19 protein-coding genes and 1 pseudogene are annotated in these 21,692 nt (G+C 72.0%); 8 read left to right on the top strand and 12 right to left on the bottom strand.

The features are described 5' to 3' along the window. Positions 1 to 7: 7 nt before the first annotated feature. Entirely contained in the window at positions 8 to 865 is an 858-nt protein-coding gene (gene map, locus QRX60_RS00425; RefSeq protein ID WP_285998800.1) for a type I methionyl aminopeptidase, read from the top strand. Between the two features lie 53 nt (positions 866 to 918). Here the strand turns inward: map and QRX60_RS00420 are convergent, their stop codons facing one another. The 5 genes from QRX60_RS00420 to QRX60_RS00400 all read right to left on the bottom strand — a co-directional run bounded on the left by QRX60_RS00420 (position 919) and on the right by QRX60_RS00400 (position 5,100). After that, the gene (locus QRX60_RS00420; protein ID WP_285998799.1) at positions 919 to 1,722 is read right to left on the bottom strand and encodes an ABC transporter permease; all 804 of its coding nucleotides are present in this window, start codon (positions 1,720 to 1,722) and stop codon (positions 919 to 921) included. Then, positions 1,722 to 2,678, bottom strand: a complete 957-nt coding sequence (locus tag QRX60_RS00415) for an ATP-binding cassette domain-containing protein (protein ID WP_285998798.1) — start codon at positions 2,676 to 2,678, stop codon at positions 1,722 to 1,724. Before QRX60_RS00415 ends, QRX60_RS00420 begins: the two co-directional genes overlap by 1 nt. 27 nt (positions 2,679 to 2,705) lie before the next feature. Continuing rightward, positions 2,706 to 3,548, bottom strand: a complete 843-nt coding sequence (locus QRX60_RS00410) for a DUF4097 family beta strand repeat-containing protein (protein WP_285998797.1) — start codon at positions 3,546 to 3,548, stop codon at positions 2,706 to 2,708. A gap of 70 nt (positions 3,549 to 3,618) precedes the next feature. Then, positions 3,619 to 4,110, bottom strand: coding sequence for a toxin-antitoxin system HicB family antitoxin (locus QRX60_RS00405; RefSeq protein ID WP_285998796.1), 492 nt, complete (start codon positions 4,108 to 4,110; stop codon positions 3,619 to 3,621). A gap of 306 nt (positions 4,111 to 4,416) precedes the next feature. Next, positions 4,417 to 5,100: a FadR/GntR family transcriptional regulator gene (locus QRX60_RS00400; protein WP_286003462.1), complete on the bottom strand. Its 684-nt coding sequence runs from the start codon at positions 5,098 to 5,100 to the stop codon at positions 4,417 to 4,419. Positions 5,101 to 5,149: 49 nt separating this feature from the next. Here QRX60_RS00400 and QRX60_RS00395 point away from each other — a divergent pair, with 49 nt between their 5' ends. From QRX60_RS00395 to QRX60_RS00385, 3 genes are all read left to right on the top strand, one after another. Beyond that, positions 5,150 to 6,367, top strand: a complete 1,218-nt coding sequence (locus QRX60_RS00395; RefSeq protein WP_285998795.1) for a CynX/NimT family MFS transporter — start codon at positions 5,150 to 5,152, stop codon at positions 6,365 to 6,367. Between the two features lie 52 nt (positions 6,368 to 6,419). Beyond that, positions 6,420 to 7,316: an XRE family transcriptional regulator gene (locus QRX60_RS00390; protein WP_285998794.1), complete on the top strand. Its 897-nt coding sequence runs from the start codon at positions 6,420 to 6,422 to the stop codon at positions 7,314 to 7,316. Between the two features lie 85 nt (positions 7,317 to 7,401). Next, the gene (locus tag QRX60_RS00385; protein WP_285998793.1) at positions 7,402 to 9,207 is read left to right on the top strand and encodes a proprotein convertase P-domain-containing protein; all 1,806 of its coding nucleotides are present in this window, start codon (positions 7,402 to 7,404) and stop codon (positions 9,205 to 9,207) included. A gap of 61 nt (positions 9,208 to 9,268) precedes the next feature. On the opposite strand, the pseudogene QRX60_RS00380 reads toward QRX60_RS00385, so the two are convergent. After that, positions 9,269 to 10,664, bottom strand: a pseudogene (locus tag QRX60_RS00380) (mycothione reductase). Positions 10,665 to 10,761: 97 nt separating this feature from the next. Continuing rightward, the gene (locus QRX60_RS00375) at positions 10,762 to 11,634 is read right to left on the bottom strand and encodes a M15 family metallopeptidase (RefSeq protein WP_285998792.1); all 873 of its coding nucleotides are present in this window, start codon (positions 11,632 to 11,634) and stop codon (positions 10,762 to 10,764) included. 181 nt (positions 11,635 to 11,815) lie between these two features. On the opposite strand from QRX60_RS00375, the gene QRX60_RS00370 reads away from it, so the two are divergent. Then, positions 11,816 to 12,631 carry a S1 family peptidase gene (locus QRX60_RS00370; RefSeq protein WP_285998791.1) on the top strand — a complete coding sequence of 272 codons (816 nt, stop codon included), beginning with the start codon at positions 11,816 to 11,818 and terminating at the stop codon, positions 12,629 to 12,631. A gap of 18 nt (positions 12,632 to 12,649) precedes the next feature. Beyond that, positions 12,650 to 13,084: a GNAT family N-acetyltransferase gene (locus tag QRX60_RS00365; RefSeq protein ID WP_285998790.1), complete on the top strand. Its 435-nt coding sequence runs from the start codon at positions 12,650 to 12,652 to the stop codon at positions 13,082 to 13,084. Positions 13,085 to 13,214: 130 nt separating this feature from the next. On the opposite strand, the gene QRX60_RS00360 is transcribed toward QRX60_RS00365, so the two are convergent. The 3 genes from QRX60_RS00360 to QRX60_RS00350 all read right to left on the bottom strand — a co-directional run bounded on the left by QRX60_RS00360 (position 13,215) and on the right by QRX60_RS00350 (position 17,392). After that, entirely contained in the window at positions 13,215 to 14,390 is a 1,176-nt protein-coding gene (locus QRX60_RS00360) for an 8-amino-7-oxononanoate synthase (RefSeq protein ID WP_285998789.1), read from the bottom strand. A 96-nt stretch (positions 14,391 to 14,486) separates the two neighbouring features. Then, positions 14,487 to 16,079: a DEAD/DEAH box helicase gene (locus QRX60_RS00355; RefSeq protein ID WP_285998788.1), complete on the bottom strand. Its 1,593-nt coding sequence runs from the start codon at positions 16,077 to 16,079 to the stop codon at positions 14,487 to 14,489. 326 nt (positions 16,080 to 16,405) lie between these two features. After that, positions 16,406 to 17,392 (bottom strand): serine protein kinase RIO, encoded by a 987-nt coding sequence (locus tag QRX60_RS00350; RefSeq protein ID WP_285998787.1) that lies wholly within the window; start codon positions 17,390 to 17,392, stop codon positions 16,406 to 16,408. Between the two features lie 273 nt (positions 17,393 to 17,665). On the opposite strand from QRX60_RS00350, the gene QRX60_RS00345 reads away from it, so the two are divergent. Further along, complete coding sequence (locus QRX60_RS00345; RefSeq protein WP_285998786.1) at positions 17,666 to 19,204, top strand: phytoene desaturase family protein; 1,539 nt, start codon at positions 17,666 to 17,668, stop codon at positions 19,202 to 19,204. A gap of 94 nt (positions 19,205 to 19,298) precedes the next feature. Here the strand turns inward: QRX60_RS00345 and QRX60_RS00340 are convergent, their stop codons facing one another. Next, positions 19,299 to 20,186 (bottom strand): MBL fold metallo-hydrolase, encoded by an 888-nt coding sequence (locus tag QRX60_RS00340; RefSeq protein ID WP_285998785.1) that lies wholly within the window; start codon positions 20,184 to 20,186, stop codon positions 19,299 to 19,301. An 82-nt stretch (positions 20,187 to 20,268) separates the two neighbouring features. On the opposite strand from QRX60_RS00340, the gene QRX60_RS00335 reads away from it, so the two are divergent. Beyond that, positions 20,269 to 21,135, top strand: a complete 867-nt coding sequence (locus QRX60_RS00335; protein ID WP_285998784.1) for a LysR family transcriptional regulator — start codon at positions 20,269 to 20,271, stop codon at positions 21,133 to 21,135. Here QRX60_RS00335 and QRX60_RS00330 read toward each other — a convergent pair. After that, entirely contained in the window at positions 21,105 to 21,659 is a 555-nt protein-coding gene (locus QRX60_RS00330; RefSeq protein ID WP_285998783.1) for a suppressor of fused domain protein, read from the bottom strand. The genes QRX60_RS00335 and QRX60_RS00330 overlap by 31 nt on opposite strands. Positions 21,660 to 21,692 lie beyond the last annotated feature (33 nt).

The following is a 21,692-nucleotide window of genomic DNA, read 5'->3' as shown; positions in this document are numbered from 1 at the left end:
TGGGGGCATGTCCGTTCGTGCCCCGCTGGTTCCCGGCGTCCAGACGCCGCGCCGTGACGTCCCCAGTTCCATCGCCCGTCCCGAGTACGTGGACAAGCCGGCGCCGAAGCGGGACACCGGCAACGGCGTGCGCACGCCCGAGGTGATCGAGGCGATGCGGGTCGCGAGCCGCATCGCGGCGCAGGCCCTGGAGGAGGGCGGCAAGGCGGTCAAGCCGGGTGCCACCACGGACGACATCGACAAGGTGGTGCACGAGTTCCTGCTCGACCACCGCGCCTACCCCTCGACGCTGGGCTACCGCCGGTTCCCGAAGTCGTGCTGCACCTCGCTCAACGAGGTCATCTGCCACGGCATCCCGGATTCGACGGTGATCGAGGACGGCGACATCTGCAACATCGACGTGACGGCCTACATCGGCGGCGTCCACGGCGACACGAACGCGACGTTCCTGGCCGGCGACGTCTCCGAGGAGGCCCGCCTGCTGGTGGAGCGCACCCGCGAGGCGACGATGCGGGCGATCAAGGCGGTCCGGCCGGGCCGGCAGCTCAACGTCATCGGCCGGGTCATCGAGGCCTACGCGAAGCGCTTCGGCTACGGCGTGGTCCGCGACTTCACCGGCCACGGCGTCGGCCCGGCGTTCCACACGCCCCCGACGGTCCTGCACTACGAAGAGCCCTCCGTCGACACGGTGATCGAGGAGGGCATGACCTTCACGATCGAGCCGATGATCACCCTCGGCACCATCGACTACGACATCTGGGCCGACGACTGGACCGTCACCACGAAGGACAAGAAGTGGACGGCTCAGTTCGAGCACACCCTCGTGGTGACGGCCGACGGCAGCGAGATCCTGACCCTGCCGTGAGTCTCGTGAGTGTTTAGGGCGGTTCTAACCGCCCTAAACACTCACGAGCTTTTTCAGTGGCTGGTCGCCTTCTTGTAGCAGCGCACCGAAAGCGGCACGAAGACCGCCAGCAGCACCGCGATCCACAGCACCGAAGCCAAGACCGCGTGCTGCATCGGCCAGACGTCGCGCGGCGGCAGTGCCGCGCTCGTGTTGCCGAACAGCTCCCGCGCCGCCTGGGTGACCGCCGAGACCGGGTTCCAGTCCGCGATCGCCCGCAGCGGGCCGGGCAGCCGGCCGCTGTCGACGAACGTGTTGGCCAGGAACGTCAGCGGGAAGACGACCACCATCGAGACGTTGTTGAACACCTCGGGCTTGCGCACGGCCAGGCCGAGCGCGCCCATCACCCACGACAGCGCGTAGGAGAACGCCAGCAGCAGGACGATCCCGCCCAGCGCCTCCAGCACGCCGGTGTGGATGCGCCAGCCGACCAGCAGGCCGACCAGGCCCATGATGAGCAGGCTCGCCGTGCTGAGGATGAGGTCGGCGGTGGTCCGCCCGATCAGCACCGCGGCCGGTGACATGGGCAGGGAGCGGAACCGGTCGATGATGCCCTTCTGCAGGTCGTCGGTCAGCCCGTAGCCGGTGACGATGCCGCCCATCGCGACCGCGAGGGTGAAGATCCCCGGCAGCATGAACTCGCGGTAGGACAAGCCGGGGATGTCGATCACGCTGCCGAACACGTACCCGAAGAGCAGCACGAACATCACCGGCGTGAACACGAGGGACCCGAGCAGGTCCAGCGACCGGAAGATCTTGATCGAGTTGCGCTTGGCGACGGTCGCGCCGTCGGTCACGGCCATCTGCACCGCGTTCATCACACGGCCTCCTTCGCGGTTTCGGCCACCTCGTGGCCGGTGAGGGACAGGAAAACGTCGTCGAGGGTGGGGCGGCGGACGCCGACGTCACGGACTTCGACACCGTCCACGGCGAGCAGCGCCAGCGCTTCGGTAAGCGCTTTCGCGCCGTGGGTCACGGGCACGGTGAGCCGGAAGCCCTCGGCCTGCGGCTCGCCGCTGGCCAGCCGGGCCAGCGCTCGCTGCGCGACGACGACGTCGTCGTGCGTGCCGACGGTCAGCTCGATCCGCTCGCCGCCGACGAGGTCCTTGAGCTCGTCGGCGGTGCCGCGGGCGATCACGCGCCCGTGGTCGACGACGGCGATGCTGTCGGCCAGCCGGTCGGCCTCTTCGAGGTACTGGGTGGTGAGCAGCAGCGTGGTGCCGCCGGCGACCAGTTCGGTGATGACGTCCCACAGCTCGGTGCGGGCCCGCGGGTCGAGCCCGGTCGTGGGCTCGTCGAGGAACAGCACCGGCGGGTTGGCGACCAGCGCGCCGGCCAGGTCGAGCCGGCGCCGCATGCCGCCGGAGTAGCCCTTGACCGGGCGGTCGGCGGCGTCGCCCAGGCTGAACCGGGCCAGCAGCTCCCGGCCGCGCGCCTTGGCGCGCTTGGTGCCCAGGTGGTACAGCCTGCCGACCATCTCGAGGTTTTCGGCCCCGGTCAGTTCGAGGTCGACGGCGGCGTACTGCCCCGACGCGCCGATGTGCGAACGCAGCTCGTGCGCGTCCTTCACGACGTCGAACCCGGCGACCGTCGCGTGGCCCTCGTCCGGCTGCTGCAGCGTCGTGAGGATCTGGACCGTGGTGGTCTTCCCGGCGCCGTTGGGCCCGAGCACGCCGAGCACCGTGCCTTCCGGTACCCGCAGCGACATTCCGTCGAGCGCGGTGACCTTCCCGTACCTCTTGACCAGTCCCTCGGCCACGATGGCGTCTGACATGGATCTTCCCCTTTGTTCGTGGAGTCTTCAGGCGCGGCGGATGACGATGTCGCCGGTGTAGGTGTGGGCCTTGACCTCGACGGTCTCGGTGCTGCCGCCGGGTCCGTCGGTGGCGCTGAGCGTGTTGCGCACGGAGCCGGTCAGGGAGTTGAGCTCGAGCCACGCGGCACTGCCCTCGCGGATGCCGACCTCGATCTCGCCGACGGCGGTTTCGAGCACGACCCGGTCGCGCACGACCTCCCCGACCCGGATGTCACCGGACGCGGTCTTGGCGTGCACGCCCGCGTGGGCGAGGTCGACGAGGATGTCGCCGTTGGCGGTGTTGACCCGCACGTCACCGGTGACCTCGTGGACGCGGGTCTCGCCGTTGGAGTTCTTCAGCACCGCGGTGCCGTCGATCTCGCGGATCCGCAGCTCGCCGGAGCCGGTGCCGATCTCGGCGTGCCCGCTGGCCCGCTCGACGGTGACGTCGCCGGTCGCCGTGTGCGCCTCGAGGCGGGTGGACTCGTCGAGGTGGATGTCACCGACGGACGTCTTGAACCGGCTGTCCCCGACGCGGCCGCTGACGCGGAAGTCGCCCATCGCAGAGGTCGCGTTGACCCGCGAGCCGGCCGGCAGCTCGACGGTGACGTGCAGGGCACCGGCCTTGCCCCAGAGCTTGGTGACGTACTTCGGGCCCTTGACCAGCAGCTCGCCGTGGGCGAACTCGACGCGGGTCCGGGCCGCGGCCTTGACGTCCTCGTTGTCGCCCGGGTCGGCCGGGGTGACCTCGACGGTGGTGTCCGCGCGCTCGCCGGCGACGATCCGGACGTCGGCGACGCTCACGTCGATCGTGGCCGTGATCGGCTCGGGAGTGGGGAAAACGGGCATGGCTGCGCCCTTCTGGGGTGCTCGGGTGGCGTCTCCGCAGGTCGGAGACGTGAAGGAAGAAGAGTGGGAGTTACCGGACCCAGCCGGTGTACTTCTCGCCGAAGACGGACCGGCGCTGGGTGGTGTGGCTGCGGTCGGGACCGAGCGCGGAGCTCGCGGCCCGGACGAGCCAGGCGTTGATGGAGATCCGGTCCCGGCCGGCGGCTTCTTCGACGCGCTGCTTGAGCTGTTCGGGCAGCCGCAGGTTGATCCGCGCGACGGCGCCGTCGTCGGCCTCGGGCGGAGGCGGCGGCGCTTCCGCGGGCGCCGGTTCGGGTGTGGTGGGCAGTGAAACGGCGAACTCGGCCTCACGGCGGCGAAGGCGTACTTCGACGGAGCCGGGGGCGAGGTCGCGGGTGATCTCGTCGGCAGCGGCCGAGAGCGCGTCGAGCAGGGTGAGCCGGATCGCCGATTCGAGCGGCGCGGTGAGTCGCTCGGCGAGGGCGACGGCTTCCTCGCCCGCCGCTTCGGCGGCGACCGCGAGCTCCCGGCGGAGTTCGTCCACGAAGGGCGTCAGGTCCATGGCACTACCGTGGCACCACGGTGGCACCACGACAACCCTGAATTGGCACCCTTAAGGGTCAAGAGCGGTGCCAGATTCGACGAACCTGCAGCTCAGTGCGGCGCGGGGCAAGCGCCCCAATGTGGCATTGGGTGCGTGGGACGCACCCAATGTGGCGTTCGGTGCGTGGGACGCACCCAATGTGGCATTGGGGCGCAAGCGAGCCGGGGCCGGGCAAGCGCCCCAATGTGGCCTTCGGTGCGTTCAACGCACCGGAGGGCCCCTTGGGTGCGTGGGACGTACCCAAGGCCACATTGGGGGCGCCGGTCAGGCGCGTTCGACGCGCTCCAGGAGCTCGTCCAGGAAGCCGCAGGCCTCGGCGGCGGCGCGGTCGGGATCGCGCTCGGCGATGGCTTCGGCGAGGCCTTCGTGGCCGATCTCCGGCACGTGGTGCACACCCGGCGTGATGCTCGACGTCGCCGCGACGCTCGCCGTGATGACCTCCGTCAGCCCGCGGTGGAGCTCGGTGAGCAGCCCGTTGTGCCCGGCGCGGACGACGGCCGTGTGGAACTCGGCATCCGTGTGTGCGAAGTCCTCCCAGCGCCGCTCGCGCAGCTCCGTCTCGCGACGGGCCAACAGCGACCACAGCTCCGCGACCTCCTCCTCGGTGCGCGACAGCGCGGCGAGCCGGGCGCCCTCGGCTTCGAGGGTGCGCCGGACCTGCAGCACCTCGCGCAGCTCCGAGCCGCAGAGCCGGCGGATCGCGCCGGACACTTCGCTGGTGGCGCGCACGTACGTGCCGTCGCCTTGGCGCACTTCGAGCAGGCCCGTGTGCGCGAGCGCGCGCACGGCTTCGCGGACGGTGTTGCGCCCGACGCCGAGCTGTTCGCCCAGTTCGACCTCGGTGGGGATGCGCGTGCCCAGGGGCCAGTCGCCCTGCGCGACCGCGGCCCGCAGCTGCTCGATGACCTGGTCGACCAGGCCGGTGCGCCGGGTGGTGGCCAGAGGCACAGAAGTCATCCCTTCATCCAATCATCCTACGTATGCGATAGTAGCGGTCATGCGCGTCGGAAACCGTGAACTCGAACTGGACGGCGCCGTGGAGGTCCGGACGCCGGGTGTGGTCACCGCCGGCGCGCTGCTCGCGGTCGCGGTGGTGCTCACCGCCCTCAACCTGCGCCCGGCCATCACCGGGGTCGGCCCCATGCTCGCCGAAATGCGCGCGGACCTGGGCGCCTCCGTGGTCTGGGCGGGCGTGCTCACGACGGTGCCGACGCTCTGCTTCGCCGGTGCCGGGCTGGCCGCGCCGCTGCTGGCCCGCCGGGCCGGGATCGGCGCCGCCATCGCGATCGCCCTCACCGCGCTCGCGGCCGGGCTCGTGCTGCGCGTGCTCGACGGCCCGGCCGTGGTGCTCGGCGGGACGCTCGTCGCCACCGCCGGGATCGCCCTGATCAACGTGCTCATCCCGGTGGTCATCAAGGACTCCTTCCCGGCCCGCATCGGCGTCATGACCGGCGTCTACACCGCGGCCCTGCAGGGCGGCGGCGCCCTGGGGTCGGCGGTGACCCCGCAGCTCGGCGACGCGTTCGGCGGCTGGCGCCCGGCCCTGGGCTCCTGGGCGGTGGTGGCCGTCGTCGCGCTGCTGGCGTGGATTCTCGCAGCCCGCGGGACCGGCCGGGCACCGCGTCACGCCGACGCCGCCGACGCCGGCCGGTCGCTGCTGCGCAACCGGCTCGCCTGGATCGTCACGGTCTTCTTCGGCCTGCAGGCCTTCTACGCCTACGCCGCGATGGGCTGGTTCCCGCAGGTGCTGATGGACGCCGGGGTGCCGCGCGACGAGGCGGGCCTGCTGTTCGGCCTGGTCTCGCTGATCGCCGTGCCGATCAGCCTGGTCGTCGCGCCGATGGCCGCCCGTCAGCGCGGCCAGGGCCGGTGGATCGTCACCCTCGGCGTCTTCGGCTTCGCCGGGACGACCGGGCTGATGCTCGCGCCGGCGTGGTCGCCGCTGTTGTGGAGCCTGCTGGTCGGGCTCGGGATGAGCGTGTTCTCCCTCGCGCTGACGGTGATCGCGCTGCGCGCCCGGACCGGAGCCGACACCGCCCGGCTGTCCGGCATGGCGCAGGGCTTCGGCTACCTCTTCGCCGCGCTGGGGCCGTTCCTGTTCGGCCTGCTGCACGACGTCGCCGGCGGCTGGTCGGTGCCCCTGGCGATGCTGCTGGGCTTGTTGCTGGTCCAGATGGTGTTCGGCGCGCTCGCCGGCCGCCGCCGGTTCGTCTGATTCTTAACTGTTAACGCCGTTCGTCCGGGTGCCGGCGGCTTAAGATCACCGGATGGCCGTGCCGTCGCCGGACCTCGGGACGCTGCTGCGCGTGGGCCCGTTCGACGCCGCCCTGCGCGCGGCCATCCGCGCCCGCGGCCTGAGCCTGGACCGGCTGCGCGAGCACCTGCGGGCCCGCGGTGTCACGGTGACGACGGCGACGTTGAGCTACTGGCAGTCCGGCCGCAGCCGGCCTGAGCGGCGTGATTCGGTGCGCGGGCTCCGCGAGCTCGAAGCCGTCCTCGAGCTGCCTGCGGGTTCGCTCGTCTCGCTGCTCGGGCCGCCGCGAGCGCGCCGGTCCGCGCCCGCGGAGATCGGCCGCTTCTGGCCGGACGAACGGCGCATCGACACCGCCGTGTCCGATGTGGACACCCGGTGGGACGAGCGGCTGACCAGGCTCAGCCAGCACGACGTGGTCCTCGTCGGCCCCGGCCGTGAGGAGCTGGAGTTCCGGTCGCGGCAGGTACTGCGCGCCGAGGCCGACGGCCCCGACCGCTGGGTGGTGATCCTGCACCTCGACGAGCACGACCGGCCGCTGCCGGAGCTGCGGGGCCTGCGCGGGTGCCGGGCGGGCCGCAGTGTGCACCGGCCCGGGGACGGCCTCCTCGTGGTCGAACTGCTCTTCGCCCGGCCACTCCTGCGCGGGGAAACGGTGCTCACCGAGCACACGCTCGTGAATCGCGCGCCGCACCCGGTCGCGACGAACTACGAACGCAAGTTCCGGCTGCCGGTCCGCGAATACGTGCTAGAAATCCGGTTCTCGCCCGAGGCGGTCCCGGCGGTGTGCCGTCGATTCGCCGAGCCCGGCGAATGCACCGAGGTGGTCCCGGAATCCGGTGCGGTGCACGGGGTCGCGCTGAACTTCGGCCCGGGCCGGTACGGGTTCGAATGGGACTGGCCCGCCAGTTAACTGTTAAGGACTTCCGGATCTTCAATCCGGTGTTTCCCGCGTTCTACGGTCTGCGCACTCCACTCGCCGATCCGAGGAGAAACCGATGCGCAGATTCGTTTCCGTCACGGGGGTGGCCGCCTTGGCCGCGCTCGGCTTGGGCCTGGCGCCCGCCGAAGCGGCACCGGCCCACCCGGACGCCGAGGTGGCGGGCGTGGCCGCCGCCTTCGGGCTCACCGCGGACCAGGCGCGCGCCCAGCTCACCGCCCAGGACGACGCCCACCGGCTGGCCGCCGCCCTGCCCGCTTCGGTGCGGCAGCAGTCGGCCGGGCAGTGGTTCGACGCCACGACCGGGAAGCTGACCGTCGCCGTCACCTCGTCGAGCGCCGCCGGCCAGGCCAGGGCGGCCGGTGCCGCGGCCCGGGTCGTCGCCCGCAGCCAGGCCGACCTGGACCGCACCGACGCGGCCGTCCGCGCGCTGGTCGGCAAGGGCGTCCCCGGCGTCTACGGCTGGGGTGTCGACGTCCGCGGCAACGAGGTCGGCGTGAACGTCGACCGGACGAAGAAGACCGCGGAGACGGACAGTTTCCTTTCCCGCGTCAAGGATCTCGGCGTCCGGATCACCGAGACGTCCACGTCGCCGCGGCAGCAGTCGGGGACGATCCAGACCGGCAACCCGTGGTGGCCGGGCAGCGAGTCCAACTGCTCGGTCGGCTTCCCGGCGACGGATTCCGGCGGTGCCAAGCACTTCCTGACGGCCGGTCACTGCACGAACGACCGCGACCAGGCCGCGTACGGCGCTTCGGGACAGCAGAACAGGATCGGCACGTCGAACGTCGGCGGCACGCACAGCGTCAACGCCCGCGAAGGCGACATGGGCGTCGTCGCGGTGACGGAGGCGGCCTGGAACCTTTCGGCGTCGGTCAACACCTGGGGCCAGCCGGCGGTCACGCTCACCGGCGCCGCCGAGGCGATGGTCGGCGACCGCGTGTGCCACTCCGGCAACACCTCGCACTGGCAGTGCGGCGAGGTCAAGTACACGCACAAGTCCGTCGACTACGGCGGGGGCCTGATCATCGACGACCTGACCTGGACGACCGCGTGTTCCCTCGGCGGCGATTCGGGCGGCGGGTGGCTGCTCGGCGACAAGGCCACCGGCCTGCACGACGGCGGCCCGGCGCAGTGCGTCCAGAACCCGGGCGACGGTGACCTGTCGATGTTCCAGCCGGTCATCGAGGCGCTGAACAAGTGGCAGCTCACCCTGGTCACCAGCGGCGGTACCGGGGACACGACGGCGCCGAGCGCGCCCGGCAACCCGCGGTCCACCGGCACGACGTCGGACAGCGTCTCGCTCGCGTGGGACGCGTCGACCGACGACGTCGGCGTCACCGGCTACGACGTCTACAACGGCTCCGCCCTCGCCACGAGCGTCGCGGGGACCAGCGCCACGGTCACCGGACTGAACCCGGACACGGCGTACTCGTTCACGGTCAAGGCGAAGGACGCTGCCGGGAACGCTTCACCCGCGAGCGCGGCGGTGTCCGCACGGACTCAGGCCGGTGGTGGCGGCCGGACGCTGACCGACGACACCGACTACGCCATCCGTGACTACCAGCAGGTGTTCAGCCCGATCGCCTCGACGCTCACCGGCAGCGCGGCCACCACGATCGGCGTCTCGCTGACCATCCGCCACACGTGCGCCGAAGACCTCGGCATCACGCTGCTGGACCCGAAGGGCAAGGCGTACGCGCTCAAGTACAGCGGCGGCAGCACGTGCACGCCGTGGAGTGGTGCGCGGACGTTCACCGTGCCGGCGACGGCGACCCCGGCGGCCGGCCGGTGGCAGCTGCGCGTGACCGACTACGGCCCCGGCGACACCGGCACGCTGGACACCTGGTCGATCACCCTCTGAAAGCCGTGAATGTCGCATTGAGGGACTTCAAGTCCCTCAATGCGACATTCACGGACCTACGTCAGTCCAGCGGCAGGTTGAGCAGGGCGTTCTCGACCAGCTCCGGCATCGCCGGGTGGATCCAGTACTGCCCGCGCGCCATCGAGTGCGCGTTCAGGCCGAAACTCATCGCCTGGATGAGCGGCTGGATCACCGACGACGCCTGCGGCCCGATGATGTGCGCGCCGAGCAGCTGCCCGGTCGCCGGGTCGGCCAGGAGCTTCGCGAAGCCCGTGGTGTCCTCCATCGCCCAGCCGTACGCGATCCCGGCGTAGTCCTGCTTGGACGTCACATCAGGAGACGCCCTTCTCGCGAGCCTTCTGCTCGGTGAGCCCGACCGACGCGACCTGCGGGTGGGTGAACACCGCGTGCGGCACGAACCGGTGGTCGGCGGTGATCCGCTCGTCCGGGTGCAGCAGGTTGTGCTGCACCACCCGGGCTTCGTGGTTCGCGACGTGCTTCAGCTCGTGCGGCGAGGAGAGGTCGCCGAGCGCGTAGATGCCCTCGACCACGGTCTCCTGGTAGTCGTCCACGACGACGTGCCCACTGTCCATTGTGGTCACTCCGGTGGCGGCGACGTCGAGCAGGTCCGAGTTCGGCTTCCGGCCGGTGGCGATCAGCAGCAAGTCGGCCTCGACGGTCTCGGCGCCCCGCGGGCCTTCGAGGTCCAGCGCGACGCCGGTGTCGGTCTTGCGGGCGCGCACGGTCTTGCGCTCCAGGCGGACGTCGAAGCGTTCCGACGCCAGTTCGGTGAAACGCGCGCTGACGTCCTCGTCCTCCCCGCGCAGCAGCCTCGCCGAGCGGTTGACGAGCGTGACCTGCACGCCGAACGACGCGAAGACGTGCGCGAACTCGGCCGCGATGTACCCGCCGCCGAGGATGACGATGCGCTCGGGCAGCTCGTCGAGCCGCATGACCGTGTCGGACGTGGAGTAGTCGACACCCTCCAGGCCCGGGATGTCCGGGATGACCGGGCGCCCGCCGGCGGCCAGCACGAACTTGTCGGCCGTCAGCACCTCGTCGGGGCGGCCGTCGGGGAAGCTGACGCGCAGCTCCTTGTGCCCGGTGAAGCGGCCGGTGCCTTCGTAGACGTCGACGTTCTTGTTGTCCTCGTGGCTGCGGCGGTACTCCGCGCCACCCGCGGCGATCGGGTCGATCCGGCCGAAGATGCGGTCGCGGATGTCGCGCCAGCGCACGCCCTTCAGCTCTTCGTCGATGCCGTACTTCGCGCTGTGCGAAGGCGTGTACGCGACGTCGGCGGCGTACACGAACATCTTCGTCGGAATGCAGCCGACGTTCAGGCAGGTCCCGCCGAAGGTGCCCTTCTCCACGATCGCCGTCTTCTTGCCGGCGAAATCGGGGCCGAGGATGGAGTTCCCCGATCCCGTCCCGACGATCACCAGGTCGTAGTGGGGCACTGCATCCTCCGCGGGGCTGGGGTCCGGTCGATTCACCCTAGCCAACCGTCTGCGCGAGGCGGGTGTTCCCGCCTGTGCTCAACGTCGTATTACGTGGTCAGTGGCCGTTGCCGGTGAAGTGCATCCGGTCCTTCGGGCTGGTCCACGCGCCGCCCCAGCTCCAGCCGATCGCGGCGAACGCGCGCACGGTCGCGTCGCCGGCCAGGACCATGCCCGGTCGGCGACGCGACCGGTCGAGGTAGGCCGAAGCCAGTTCGGGCAGCACGAGGTCGCCCTGGGTGTAGGGGTTGCAGAACGGGTTGACGTCCACCGCGAGCCCGTACGCGTGCGCCGACCAGGACGTCTGTCCGCGCGCCGGGCGGCAGACGAACGCGCTGGTGTTGTTGCCGTCGCCGGTCGGCGGCGCGGTCAGCTCCTCGGGGCTGGTCACGCGCATCTCTTCCAGGGGGAAGCGCGCCGCGAAGAGCTGCCCGAAGACCTGGGTGATCCTGGCAGCGCCCTTCGCGTTGACCAGCATCTCCCCGGTGTGCGCGCGGCCGTCGAAACCCCAGAACGACATCGTCAGGTAGCGCAGGTCGCCGGCCTTGACCGGGCAGGCGGGCTGCCAGGTGCTGCGCGCGAGGACGTCGGCGGACACGGCGCTGACCGTCGCCTGGTACCTGTCGTTCTCCGGCGGCGGCAAGAGGTCTTTTGTCGGAAGTGCCCGGTTCACCAGTTCGGGTGGCGTCGGCTCGATCTCGCCGAACCCGTCCGGGCGGAGGGGGAGCGGACGGGCACCCACCTGCCAGGTGACGGCAGGCGCGCTCGACGTCGCCGGTGGCGCCGAAGTCACCGGAGCGGGGGGTTTGGCCACCGCGGTCGAGAACGGCGTCGCGGCCACCGGCTGCGGGGTTTGCGGGACTTCCGACGTGCAGGCGGCCAGTGTGAGGGCCATGACCGCCCCGCAGGCCGCCGTCGCTGTCCGTCGCATTCCTCCAGCCTGACAGAAGCGTTCGGTGAGCGCGGAGTCCACCCGTTTCAGTGACACCGTTTCGGGCCCACTCCGATTAGGGTATTCAGCGCCGCTCGTTCACGCACCGGAGTCATCCGGGTGCCGAGTGCTTCGTCTTGTGCTGGTCTTGCTCGTGCTTTTGAAAGAGGGGGAACGTCCCATGTCCGTGAAGTCCCGCCGATCCCTGCTGCTCGCGAGCGGCGCGCTCCTCGCGGTCGCGGCGGTGGCCGTCCCGGTCGTGGTCGGCACGGCGTCGGCGGACCCGGCGTCCGCCAACCAGCCCCGGATCGTGGGCGGTGACAAGGCGTCCCTTTCGGACCACCCGTACGCGGTGTACCTGACCGACTCGGGCGGGAACCAGTTCTGCGGCGCGGTGATCGTCAGCTCGACGGCGGTCGCGACGGCGGCGCACTGCGCCAAGGCGGTCGCGAAGCAGGACGTCCGCGTGGTGGCCGGCCGGGAGGACAAGCGCACCGACGAGGGTGACGTCCTGAGCGTGTCGAAGGTCTGGATCAGCAAGGGCTACACCGACCCGACGCAGGGCGACGACATCGCGGTCATGACCGTCCGCGGCCAGTTCGGCTACCGGCCCGCGAAGCTGCCGGGCAACGGTGACTCGGCTTCGTACCGCGAAGGCACGCAAGCGACGGTGCTCGGCTGGGGCCGCGTCGCCGACGGCGGCGACCGCTCCGACTACCTGCGCAGCGCCCAGGTCCCGGTGGTGTCGGACAGCGCCTGCCGCTCCGACTACTCCGTGTACGACCAGAAGACGATGGTCTGCGCGGGGTACGCCGAGGGCGGCGTCGACGCCTGCCAGGGCGACTCCGGCGGCCCGCTCGTCGTGGGCGACACGCTGATCGGGATCGTGTCGTTCGGTGACGGTTGCGGCAAGGCGGGCAAGCCGGGCGTCTACACCCGCGTCTCGGCGTACACGGACGACATCGAGGCCCAGGCCAAGCCGCGCATCTTCGGCTGAGCGTGATAAGCAGGGAGCATGCCGACCCTGCACGACGCGACCGGGCCCGAGCTGACCGCCGCCCAGCTGCACGACATCCTCCGCCTGCGCGTGGACGTGTTCGTGGTGGAGCAGAAAGCGGCGTACCCCGAGCTGGACGGTCGTGACCTGCGGCCGGACACCCGCCACCTGTGGTTCGAGGACGACGGCGGGGTCACGGCGTACCTGCGGGTCCTCCTCGACCCGGACGGCGTCCGCCGCATCGGCCGGGTGGTGACGGCGGCCTCCGCCCGCGGCCGCGGCCTGGCGGCCCAGCTGATGGACGCGGCCCTCACGGTCCCCGGCGAGTACGTCCTGGACGCCCAGACCTACGTCCAAGGCTTCTACGCGCGCTACGGCTTCGTCGCGGAAGGCGCGGAGTACGTCGACGACGACGGAATCCCGCACATCACCATGCGCCGCCTCCCGCAGTAGCCCGTGTCGACCCCCCAATCACGCGTGATGCCCCTCTGATCACACGAGATACCCGCCCAATCACGCGAGTCCCGCCCGGAATCACGTGAGCCGACCCTCCAGGTACGCGAGCCGAACGTCCGGGTACGGCTCAGGCGGTCGCACCGCGGGGAGCCGTCGCCGTGATCACCTTCACCGCGCGGTCCACATCGGACTCCGTGAGGTCGGCCCGTGCGGTCAGCCGCAGCCGCGAAATGCCGTCCGGCACCGACGGCGGCCGGAAGCACCCGACGCGGATGCCCTGCTCCGCGCACGCCGCCGCCCACGCCACCGCCGTCTCGGCGGACGGCGCCTGAACCGAGATCACGGCGGCGTCCGGCAGGCTCACCTTCAACCCGGCCGCCTGCAACGACATCGCCAGGTTGCCCGCGTTCTCCAGCACCTTCTCCGCCAGCCCCGGCTCCTCCTTGAGCGCGTGCAACGCGGCCAAAGCGGCGGCGGCGCTCGCGGGCGCCAGTGCGGTGTCGAAGATGAAGCTGCGAGCCGTGTCGATCAGGTGCTTGATCACCCGACGCGGCCCCAGCACCGCCCCGCCCTGAGCGCCGAGGGACTTCGACAGCGTCAACGTCGTGACGACGTCGGGCGCGCCCGCCAGCCCGGCCGCGTGGACCGCGCCGCGGCCGCCGTCGCCCAGGATGCCGAACCCGTGCGCGTCGTCGACCACCATCGCCGCGCCGTGCTCGCGGCAGATCCCCGCCAGCTCGCCGAGCGGGGCGAGGTCGCCGTCGACCGAGAACACCGAGTCGGTCACCACCAGCGCCCGCGGCTTCCGCCGGGTCGCCAGCGCGTTCTTGATTGCCGACGGCGTTGCGTGCGCGACCGCGGCGACGTCGGCCCGCGAGAGCCGGCAGCCCTCGATCAGCGACGCGTGGATGTACTTGTCGGTGACGATCGCGGACTCGGACCCCGACAGCGCCGTCACCGCGCCCAGGTTCGCGGTGAACCCGGACGAGAACACCAGTGCCGCCTGCACGCCGCAGAACCGGGCGAGCTCCAGCTCCAGCTCGGTGTGCAGCTCGGTCGAACCGGTGACCAGCCGTGACCCGGTCGACCCGGCGCCCCAGCGCAGCGCGGCCGCCGCGGAAGCCCCGGCGACGCGCTTGTCACGGGCCAGCCCGAGGTAGTCGTTGCCGGCCAGGTCCAGCTCGTCCGCCTTGGCGGGACGCGGCCGCAGCTGCCGCACGAGCCCCGCGTTCGCCCGCTTCTCCGCCTCGGTGTCGAGCCAGTCGAAAACCTCGTCGGGCGGCAGTGTCGGCGGCGTAGTCACGTCCCGCAGTCTCCCACCCGGGCTCCGCGCGACCGGGAAGCGGGCCCGGAAACGCCGGAAGCCCCGGACCGCGGTCCGGGGCTTCCAGGGAGAAACTCAGCTGTCGTAGCCGCGACGCGGGCCACGGCTCGGGCGGCCGTAGCCGCCGCCGTTGCCGGAGCGGGGCTGACGGCCGCGGCCGCCGAAGCCGCCGGGGCGACCCTCGCCGGAGCGCTGGCCGTAACCGCCACGGTCGCCACCGCGGTCACCGCGGTCGCCGCCGTAGCTGCTGCCGCCGCGCTCGCCCTGGCTGCGGTCGCCGCGGTAGCCACCGCGGCTCGCGCCGCCGTAACCGCGGTCGCCGCGGAAGCCACCGCCGCCGCCGCGACGCGGGTTCTCGCGCCGGCGCTCGATGACCGGCTCGCCGCTGGGCTCGCGGGCACCGGTGATGCGGTTCAGTGCTTCGTCACCCGGGCGGACCATCGTGGACTCGGCGCGGACGCCGGCCCGGTCGGTCATCCGCTTGACCATGCGGCGCTGGTCGTTGGTGACCAGCGTGACGACGACACCGGACGCCCCGGCGCGCGCCGTGCGGCCCGCGCGGTGGAGGTAGTCCTTGTGGTCGGCCGCCGGGTCGACGTGCAGCACCAGCGAGATGTCGTCGACGTGGATGCCGCGCGCGGCGACGTCCGTGGCGACCAGCACCGGGGCGTGGCCTTCCTTGAAGTCGGCGAGGACGCGGTTGCGCTGCCCCTGCGTCTTGCCGCCGTGCAGGGCCTGCGCGTTCACGCCCTGCTCGCGCAGGCGCTCGGTGAGGCGGTCGACGTGGTGCTTGGTGCGGACGAACATGATCGTGCGGCCCTCGCGGGCGCCGATCTGCGTGATGATGTCCTGCTTGTCCTGGTGCGACACCTGGAGCACGTGGTGGTCCATGGTCGTCACGCTCGCGGTCGACGGCGCGACCGAGTGCGTGACCGGGTCGCTCAGGTACTGCCGCACGAGGCGGTTGACGTCACCGTCGAGCGTCGCCGAGAACAGCAGCCGCTGCCCGCCCGGCGGGGTGAGGTCCATGATCTCGCGGACCTGCGGCATGAAGCCCATGTCGGCCATCTGGTCGGCCTCGTCGAGGGCGATGAAGTTGCAGTCGCCCAGGTGCGCGGTGCCCTGGCGGACGTGGTCCGACAGCCGCCCCGGGGTGGCGATCAGCAGGTCGACGCCGCGGGAGAGCGCGTCGGCCTGGCGGGCGAAGGCCATGCCGCCGACGGCCGTGCGGCACCACAGGCCGAGCGACTTGGCCAGCGGGGTCAGCGAGTCGGCCACCTGCATGGCCAGCTCGCGGGTCGGGACGAGGATCAGCGCGCGGGGGCGCTTCGGCCGGGCCTTGCCGTCGGCGAGCCGGGCCAGCATGGCCAGGCCGAAGGCGAGGGTCTTGCCGGAGCCGGTCTGGGCGCGGCCCAGCACGTCGCGGCCGGCCAGGGCGTCCGGGATGGTCGCGGACTGGATCGGGAAGGGGCTGGTGATGCCGGCCTCGGCCAGCGCGCGGAGCAGCGGCTCCGGCAGGCCCAGCTCGGCGAAGGTCCTGGTCGCCACCGTCTCGACCGCGTCGTCGCGCAGCGTGTCCCCACCGGCGGGGCGCTGACGCGGCCGACGGTCGGGACGGCCCGCGTGCGCGGACGTCGAGGAAGGACCAGAGTTGAACGTGACTGTCACAAATGCCTCTCGGACGTGGTTCGTCACAAGGAGGCCCGGGCTCCCCGCGCGCAGGCAGGGCAAGATGGTGTGCGTGGGCGTTCACAGGGACGGACCCGGCACACTGTGTCTTGCGCTTTTCCGACACTGCGCGCCGCTTGGGGGGTTGCGGATCACCGCGAGCCATTCGGTGGCTCTGGAGGCGACGGACACCAACTCATCCACGCCGCCGGTTGCGGTCTGAATCGATAGTACCTGAGGGGGGCCTGGTCCTCCGCATGGAGGTAACCGGTTGTGGGCGGCGTCGCAGACGTGTTCCGTGCCACATCCGCGACGCCGCCGCGGAATCACCCGAGCCCGGCGGCGGAAACGAGTTCCGCCAGCAGCTCATCGGTGTTCGTGACGTGCTCCCCGAGCCCGCGGCCGTGGAACCAGCCGGCGAGGTTGCGCACGTCCCGCGCGAGGAACTCGACGCCGCCGGGGTTGGCGACGACGTCGACCACCTGCGGCAGGTCGATCACCACCAGCCGGCCGCGGTGCACCAGCAGGTTGTACGCCGAGAGGTCGCCGTGCGCGAGCCCTTCCGAGGCGAGCAGTTCGAGCGCCGCGGTGGCCTGGAACCACAGGTCCTCGAGCTCGTCCGGCTCCGGGCGCACCTGGGCCAGCCGGGGTGCGGCCGTCCCGTCGTCCTCGCCGAGGAACTCGAGGAGCAGCTCGGTGCCGTTGCGCTGCACCGGGTACGGCACGGGTGCGCCGAGCGTCCACAAGCGACTCAACGCGGCGAACTCCGCGACGGTCCACTGTTCGGCGATCAGGTTGCGGCCGAACGCGCTGCGCTGCGCCATCGCCCGGGTCTCCCGGGAGCGGCGCATCCGCCGTCCTTCGAGGTAGCCCGCGTCGCGGTGGAACAGCTTGTGTTCGTCGCTGCGGTAGCGCTTCGCGGCGAGCAGCGTGCCGGGGGTGCCGGGCAGGCCGCGCCGCAGCAGGTGGACGTCGGCCTCCTTGCCGGTCTTGAGGACGCCGAGGTCGGTGTCGACGGCGGCGAGCTCGGTGACGACCCAGTCCGGCCGGGGGAGCGGGCCGTGCTCGGCGTCGTCCCAGGTGGACCAGCGGTCGGCGCCGTCCGGCAGCTGGTTTTCGGTGTAGGCGTCGTCGCGGAGCTTGGCGAGCCGGACGCGTTCGCCTTCGGTCAGCCGGCCGCTGCGGGTGGGTTCGGGTTCGTCGTCGAACCGCGTGGCCCGGCGGGCCCGCGGGGTGTCGTCCTCGGACCGCTTGCGACGGCGGGACGGACGTTCGCCGAACAGGTCGGAGTCTTCGAAGTCGTGCTGGCGCACTGGTGGGGTTCTCCTTGGTCAGGGATGCCCCACCGGGCGCGTGGTCAGCCTCGGGGGGCGGGTGGGTGAGGGCGCGAAAGGGCCCGGACAGTCATCACGACAGGCACCTCCCGCTCTCTTCCGCACCGGCTCCCTGCCGGGTGCGCTCCAGCTTGCCGGACCGATCCGGGCGCGCGCAACCGAATAGCGCGAACGGACCGTTCGTGCGCTTTCCTTGAATTCCGCGGACGGGCGTGGCCACGATGAACGGGCAAGCCGATCGAGGAGGAGCGGATGGATTCCTACGACGTCGTGGTCGTCGGCGGCGGCCACAACGGGCTGGTGGCGGCCGCGTACCTGGCGCGGGCGGGCCGGTCGGTGCTCGTGCTCGAACGGCGCGGGGAGACCGGTGGCGCCGCCGTGTCGTTCCGCGCGTTCGACGGGGTCGACGTCCGGCTTTCGCGCTATTCCTACCTGGTCAGCCTGCTGCCGAAGAAGATCGTGGCCGACCTCGGCCTGGACGTGCGGCTGAAGCGGCGCCGGATGTCGTCCTACACGCCCACGGGCGACTCGGGTCTCCTTGTCGACACGGGGGACGACGGCCGGACGGCGGCGTCGTTCCGCGCGGTCACCGGGTCCACATCGGACTTCGCGGCGTGGCGCCGGTTCTATGAGCTGACCGGCGGTGTCGCCGAACGCGTCTTCGGCACCCTCACCGAGCCACTGCTGTCCGAAGTGGACTTCCGCGACCGCGTCGGTGACGCCGAAACGTGGTCACTGCTGTTCGAGCGGCCGATCGGCGAGACGCTCACGTCGTGGTTCGGCGACGACACGGTCCGCGGCGTCGTGCTCACCGACGCGCTGATCGGCACGTTCGCCGGAGCGGATTACGGCGACCTGCGGCAGAACCGCTGCCTGCTCTACCACGTGATCGGCAACGGCACCGGCGACTGGGACGTCCCGGTCGGCGGCATGGGCGCGGTGACCGGCTCGCTCGCGGCGGTGGCCGCCGGGGCGGGCGCGAGGCTCGTGACCGGCGCGGAGGTGCTGTCGATCGACCCGGACGGCGAGGTGCGCTACCGCCGTGACGACGCCGAACACGTCGTGCGCGGCGGGCACGTCCTGGCGAACGTCGCGCCGTCGGCCCTGGCGCGGCTGCTCGGCGAGGAGCCCCCGGAGCGGCCGGAAGGCGCGCAGCTGAAGGTGAACATGGTGCTGTCGCGGCTGCCGAAGCTGCGCGACCCGCACGTCGACCCGGCCGAGGCGTTCGGCGGCACGTTCCACGTCAACGAGACGTTCACCCAGCTGGAGACGGCCTATCGCGAGGCGGCGGCGGGGAAGATCCCCACGCTGCCGCCGTGCGAGATCTACTGCCACTCGCTGACGGATCCGTCGATCCTCGGCCCGGCCGAACGCGCGGCCGGCGCGCAGACCCTGACGCTGTTCGGCCTGCACATGCCTGCCCGGCTCTTCGAAGGGCGCAACGACGAGGCGCGCGAAGCGGCGCTGCGCGCGACGCTGGCTTCGCTGAACAGCGTGCTGGCCGAGCCGATCGAGGACTGCCTGCTGACCGGGCCGGGCGGAAAGCCCTGCGTGGAGGCGAAGACCCCGCTCGACCTGGAGGCCGAGCTGGGCCTGCCGGCCGGGCACATCTTCCACCGGGACCTGGCCTGGCCGTTCGCCTCGGACCCGGCGCAGGCGGGCAGGTGGGGCGTCGAGACGACCCACGAACGCGTGCTGCTCTGCGGCGCGGGAGCGGTGCGGGGAGGTGGTGTCAGCGGCATTCCCGGCCACAACGCGGCGATGGCGGTACTGGGCGTTCGAGCGGACTGAGGAGCGACTCCCGGCGACCGGAGCGCACCCGGCGCCCACGGGGCCCGGACGGACCGCCGGGGGAGCCCGGCCGCGGCCCGTCCGGCGGCCTCCGTCAGGCGTCGTGCTCGGCGCACAGGCACCCGACGCCGGGCTCGATCCACTCGCGTCCGGCCCACTCCGGGTGGCGTCCGACCAGCAGGTCCCGGACCTCGGCGGCGATCTCGGCCACGCCGAGACCCGAGTCCCGGCGGCGCCAGGTCTCGTCCCGCAGTTCGCGCAGGTAGTCGCGGACGTCGGTGAGCACCGAAACGCCACCGACCTCTCCGTGCCCGGGCACCACCACCCGGGGCGCGCCGAGCGCCAGCCGGTCCAGGACGGCGAGCCAGCCGATGCCGGTGACGTCCGTGTCGTGCGGCGGGAACCACGGGAGGATCGCGAACTGCCCGGTCTCGGCCAGGTCGCCGGTGAACAGCACGCCGGCGTCCGGCACCTCGACGACCTGGTCACCGGCGGTGTGGCCCCGTCCCGTGGGCCGGAGCAGGACCGTTCGGCCGCCCAGGTCGAGTTCGTGAACGCCGTCGTGGACGACGTCGGGAACGGGCACCCGGACGCCCTCCAGCCGGCGGGCGACCACCTCGCCGAGGCCGCGGAACATCTCGAGGTAGCCCGCGCCCTTCGTGGCGAGGTCGTCCGCCTGGGCGCGGTTGACCAGGTAGGTCGCTTCGCCGGCGAAGACCTGCGCGCCGTAGGCGTGTTCGGGGTGGAAGTGCGTCGTGGTCAGGTACAGGCGGCGGCCCTTGGCGACTTCGACGGCGAAGGCGAGGACCTCCGCGGCGTTCGCGGTGCCCAGGCCCGTGTCGACGACGAGGACGGCCTCCGTGCCGCCGACGATTCCGATGTTGGGCACGAGGTCGACGCGGGCGTTCGGGATCACCAGCAGGTCCGGGGCGAGTTCCCGGGCACCGGCCACTCGCACGGCGGGATCGGTCAGGTCGGTCATGCCCCGATTCCACCGCCGGGACTCCGACCGCGTCCAAGACCGGTTTCGGTGCGCCGATACCGGGCGCCTATCGTCGCCGGTCATGGAGCTGCGCACGCTGCGGTACTTCGTGGCCGTCGCCGAAGAACTCCACTTCGGCCGGGCCGCCGTGCGGCTGCACATGAGCCAGCCGCCGCTGAGCCGGGCGATCAAGCAGCTGGAAGCCGACGTCGGCGCTGTCCTGCTGGTGCGCTCGGCCGCGGGCGTCACGCTCACCCCGGCCGGCGCGGCACTGCTGGACGAAGCACGCGCCCTGCTCGACCAGGCCGACCGGGCGCGCGTGCGCGTGGCCGCCGCGGCCGGCGCCGCGACGATCACCGTCGGCCTCCTCGCCGACAGCGCCGACCCGGACGCGACGCGGCTGGCCGACGCCTACCGCCGGCAGCACCCGGAGGTCGAGGTCCGCGTCCGCGACACGGACCTGACCGACCCGACGTGCGGGCTGCGCGCCGGGCTGGTCGACGTCGCGCTGACCCGCGGACCGTTCGACGAGACCGGCCTGACGGTGCACCGGCTGCGCACCGACCCGGTGGGCGCGGTGCTGCGCGCCGACGACCCGCTGGCCCGCCGCGACCACCTGGAGCTGGCCGACCTGGCCGGCCGGCGCTGGTTCCGGTTCCCGGACGGCACCGACCCGGTCTGGCAGTCGTACTGGCACGGCGGCGAACCGCGCGAGGGGCCGGTGGTGCGCGCCGTCCAGGAATGCCTGCAGGCCGTGCTCTGGAACGGGACCGTCGGGCTGATGCCGCTCGGCCACCGGCCGCCGGGCGAGCTGACCGTGGTGCCGCTCACCGACCTGGCGCCGAACCCGGTGGTCGTCGCCTGGAAGGACGCCGGCCCGCTGGTCCGGTCGTTCGTGCGGCTCGCGACCGCCGCGTATCAGACGACCGGTGGGCGCCGGACGTCGTAGAGGTCCCAGTCCAGCTGCCAGAACGCGTCGATGCCGTGCTCGCGGATGTACTTCCGCTCGGTGTCGTGCACCGGGAAGCAGCCGGCGACGCTGATCGGCGCGCCGCCGATGTCGATCAGCGTGTACTGGTACGCGTCGAGGCCCGCGGGCGCCGACACGGCGAAAGCGGTCATGTCGGACTCGGGGGCGATCGGCTCGCCGAAGTCGATGGTGTCGCCGTAGACGAACGGGCAGGTGCCCCGCAGCTGCTCGGCGAGGTAGCCGATGGCCAGCGCCCAGACCGGGTCGTCGGACCGGACGCTGATCCACAGTTCCGGTTTCACGCCGTGCCATTCGGTGTGATCGGCGAGCGAGAGGCCGTACGTCGCGCCGGTCAGGTATCTCGGTTCGGGTTCGTCGACGTAGACGAACGAGATGACGTCGTCGAGCCCGGGGTGGGTCGACGGGATCGGCTGCAGCCGGGGCTCGGTGCTCCCGGTCAGGGTGTCGAGATGGGCGACATACCGCTCGGCACGGCTCGGCATGGCGCGCAGCATACGGCCGGCCGGGCGGGCGTG

The sequence above is a fragment of the Amycolatopsis mongoliensis genome, from assembly GCF_030285665.1.
Lineage (GTDB): Bacteria > Actinomycetota > Actinomycetes > Mycobacteriales > Pseudonocardiaceae > Amycolatopsis > Amycolatopsis mongoliensis.
The sequence above is the reverse complement of the archived record's forward strand: the minus strand, read 5'-3'. Positions and strand labels throughout refer to the sequence as shown.

Coding starts and splice junctions, on each gene's coding strand:
- map (WP_285998800.1), top strand. CDS start 8: ATGTCCGTTCGTGCCCCGCTGGTTCCCGGCGTCCAGACGCCGCGCCGT.
- QRX60_RS00420 (WP_285998799.1), bottom strand. CDS start 1,722: ATGAACGCGGTGCAGATGGCCGTGACCGACGGCGCGACCGTCGCCAAG.
- QRX60_RS00415 (WP_285998798.1), bottom strand. CDS start 2,678: ATGTCAGACGCCATCGTGGCCGAGGGACTGGTCAAGAGGTACGGGAAG.
- QRX60_RS00410 (WP_285998797.1), bottom strand. CDS start 3,548: ATGCCCGTTTTCCCCACTCCCGAGCCGATCACGGCCACGATCGACGTG.
- QRX60_RS00405 (WP_285998796.1), bottom strand. CDS start 4,110: ATGGACCTGACGCCCTTCGTGGACGAACTCCGCCGGGAGCTCGCGGTC.
- QRX60_RS00395 (WP_285998795.1), top strand. CDS start 5,150: ATGCGCGTCGGAAACCGTGAACTCGAACTGGACGGCGCCGTGGAGGTC.
- QRX60_RS00390 (WP_285998794.1), top strand. CDS start 6,420: ATGGCCGTGCCGTCGCCGGACCTCGGGACGCTGCTGCGCGTGGGCCCG.
- QRX60_RS00385 (WP_285998793.1), top strand. CDS start 7,402: ATGCGCAGATTCGTTTCCGTCACGGGGGTGGCCGCCTTGGCCGCGCTC.
- QRX60_RS00375 (WP_285998792.1), bottom strand. CDS start 11,634: ATGCGACGGACAGCGACGGCGGCCTGCGGGGCGGTCATGGCCCTCACA.
- QRX60_RS00370 (WP_285998791.1), top strand. CDS start 11,816: ATGTCCGTGAAGTCCCGCCGATCCCTGCTGCTCGCGAGCGGCGCGCTC.
- QRX60_RS00365 (WP_285998790.1), top strand. CDS start 12,650: ATGCCGACCCTGCACGACGCGACCGGGCCCGAGCTGACCGCCGCCCAG.
- QRX60_RS00345 (WP_285998786.1), top strand. CDS start 17,666: ATGGATTCCTACGACGTCGTGGTCGTCGGCGGCGGCCACAACGGGCTG.
- QRX60_RS00340 (WP_285998785.1), bottom strand. CDS start 20,186: ATGACCGACCTGACCGATCCCGCCGTGCGAGTGGCCGGTGCCCGGGAA.
- QRX60_RS00335 (WP_285998784.1), top strand. CDS start 20,269: ATGGAGCTGCGCACGCTGCGGTACTTCGTGGCCGTCGCCGAAGAACTC.
- QRX60_RS00330 (WP_285998783.1), bottom strand. CDS start 21,659: ATGCCGAGCCGTGCCGAGCGGTATGTCGCCCATCTCGACACCCTGACC.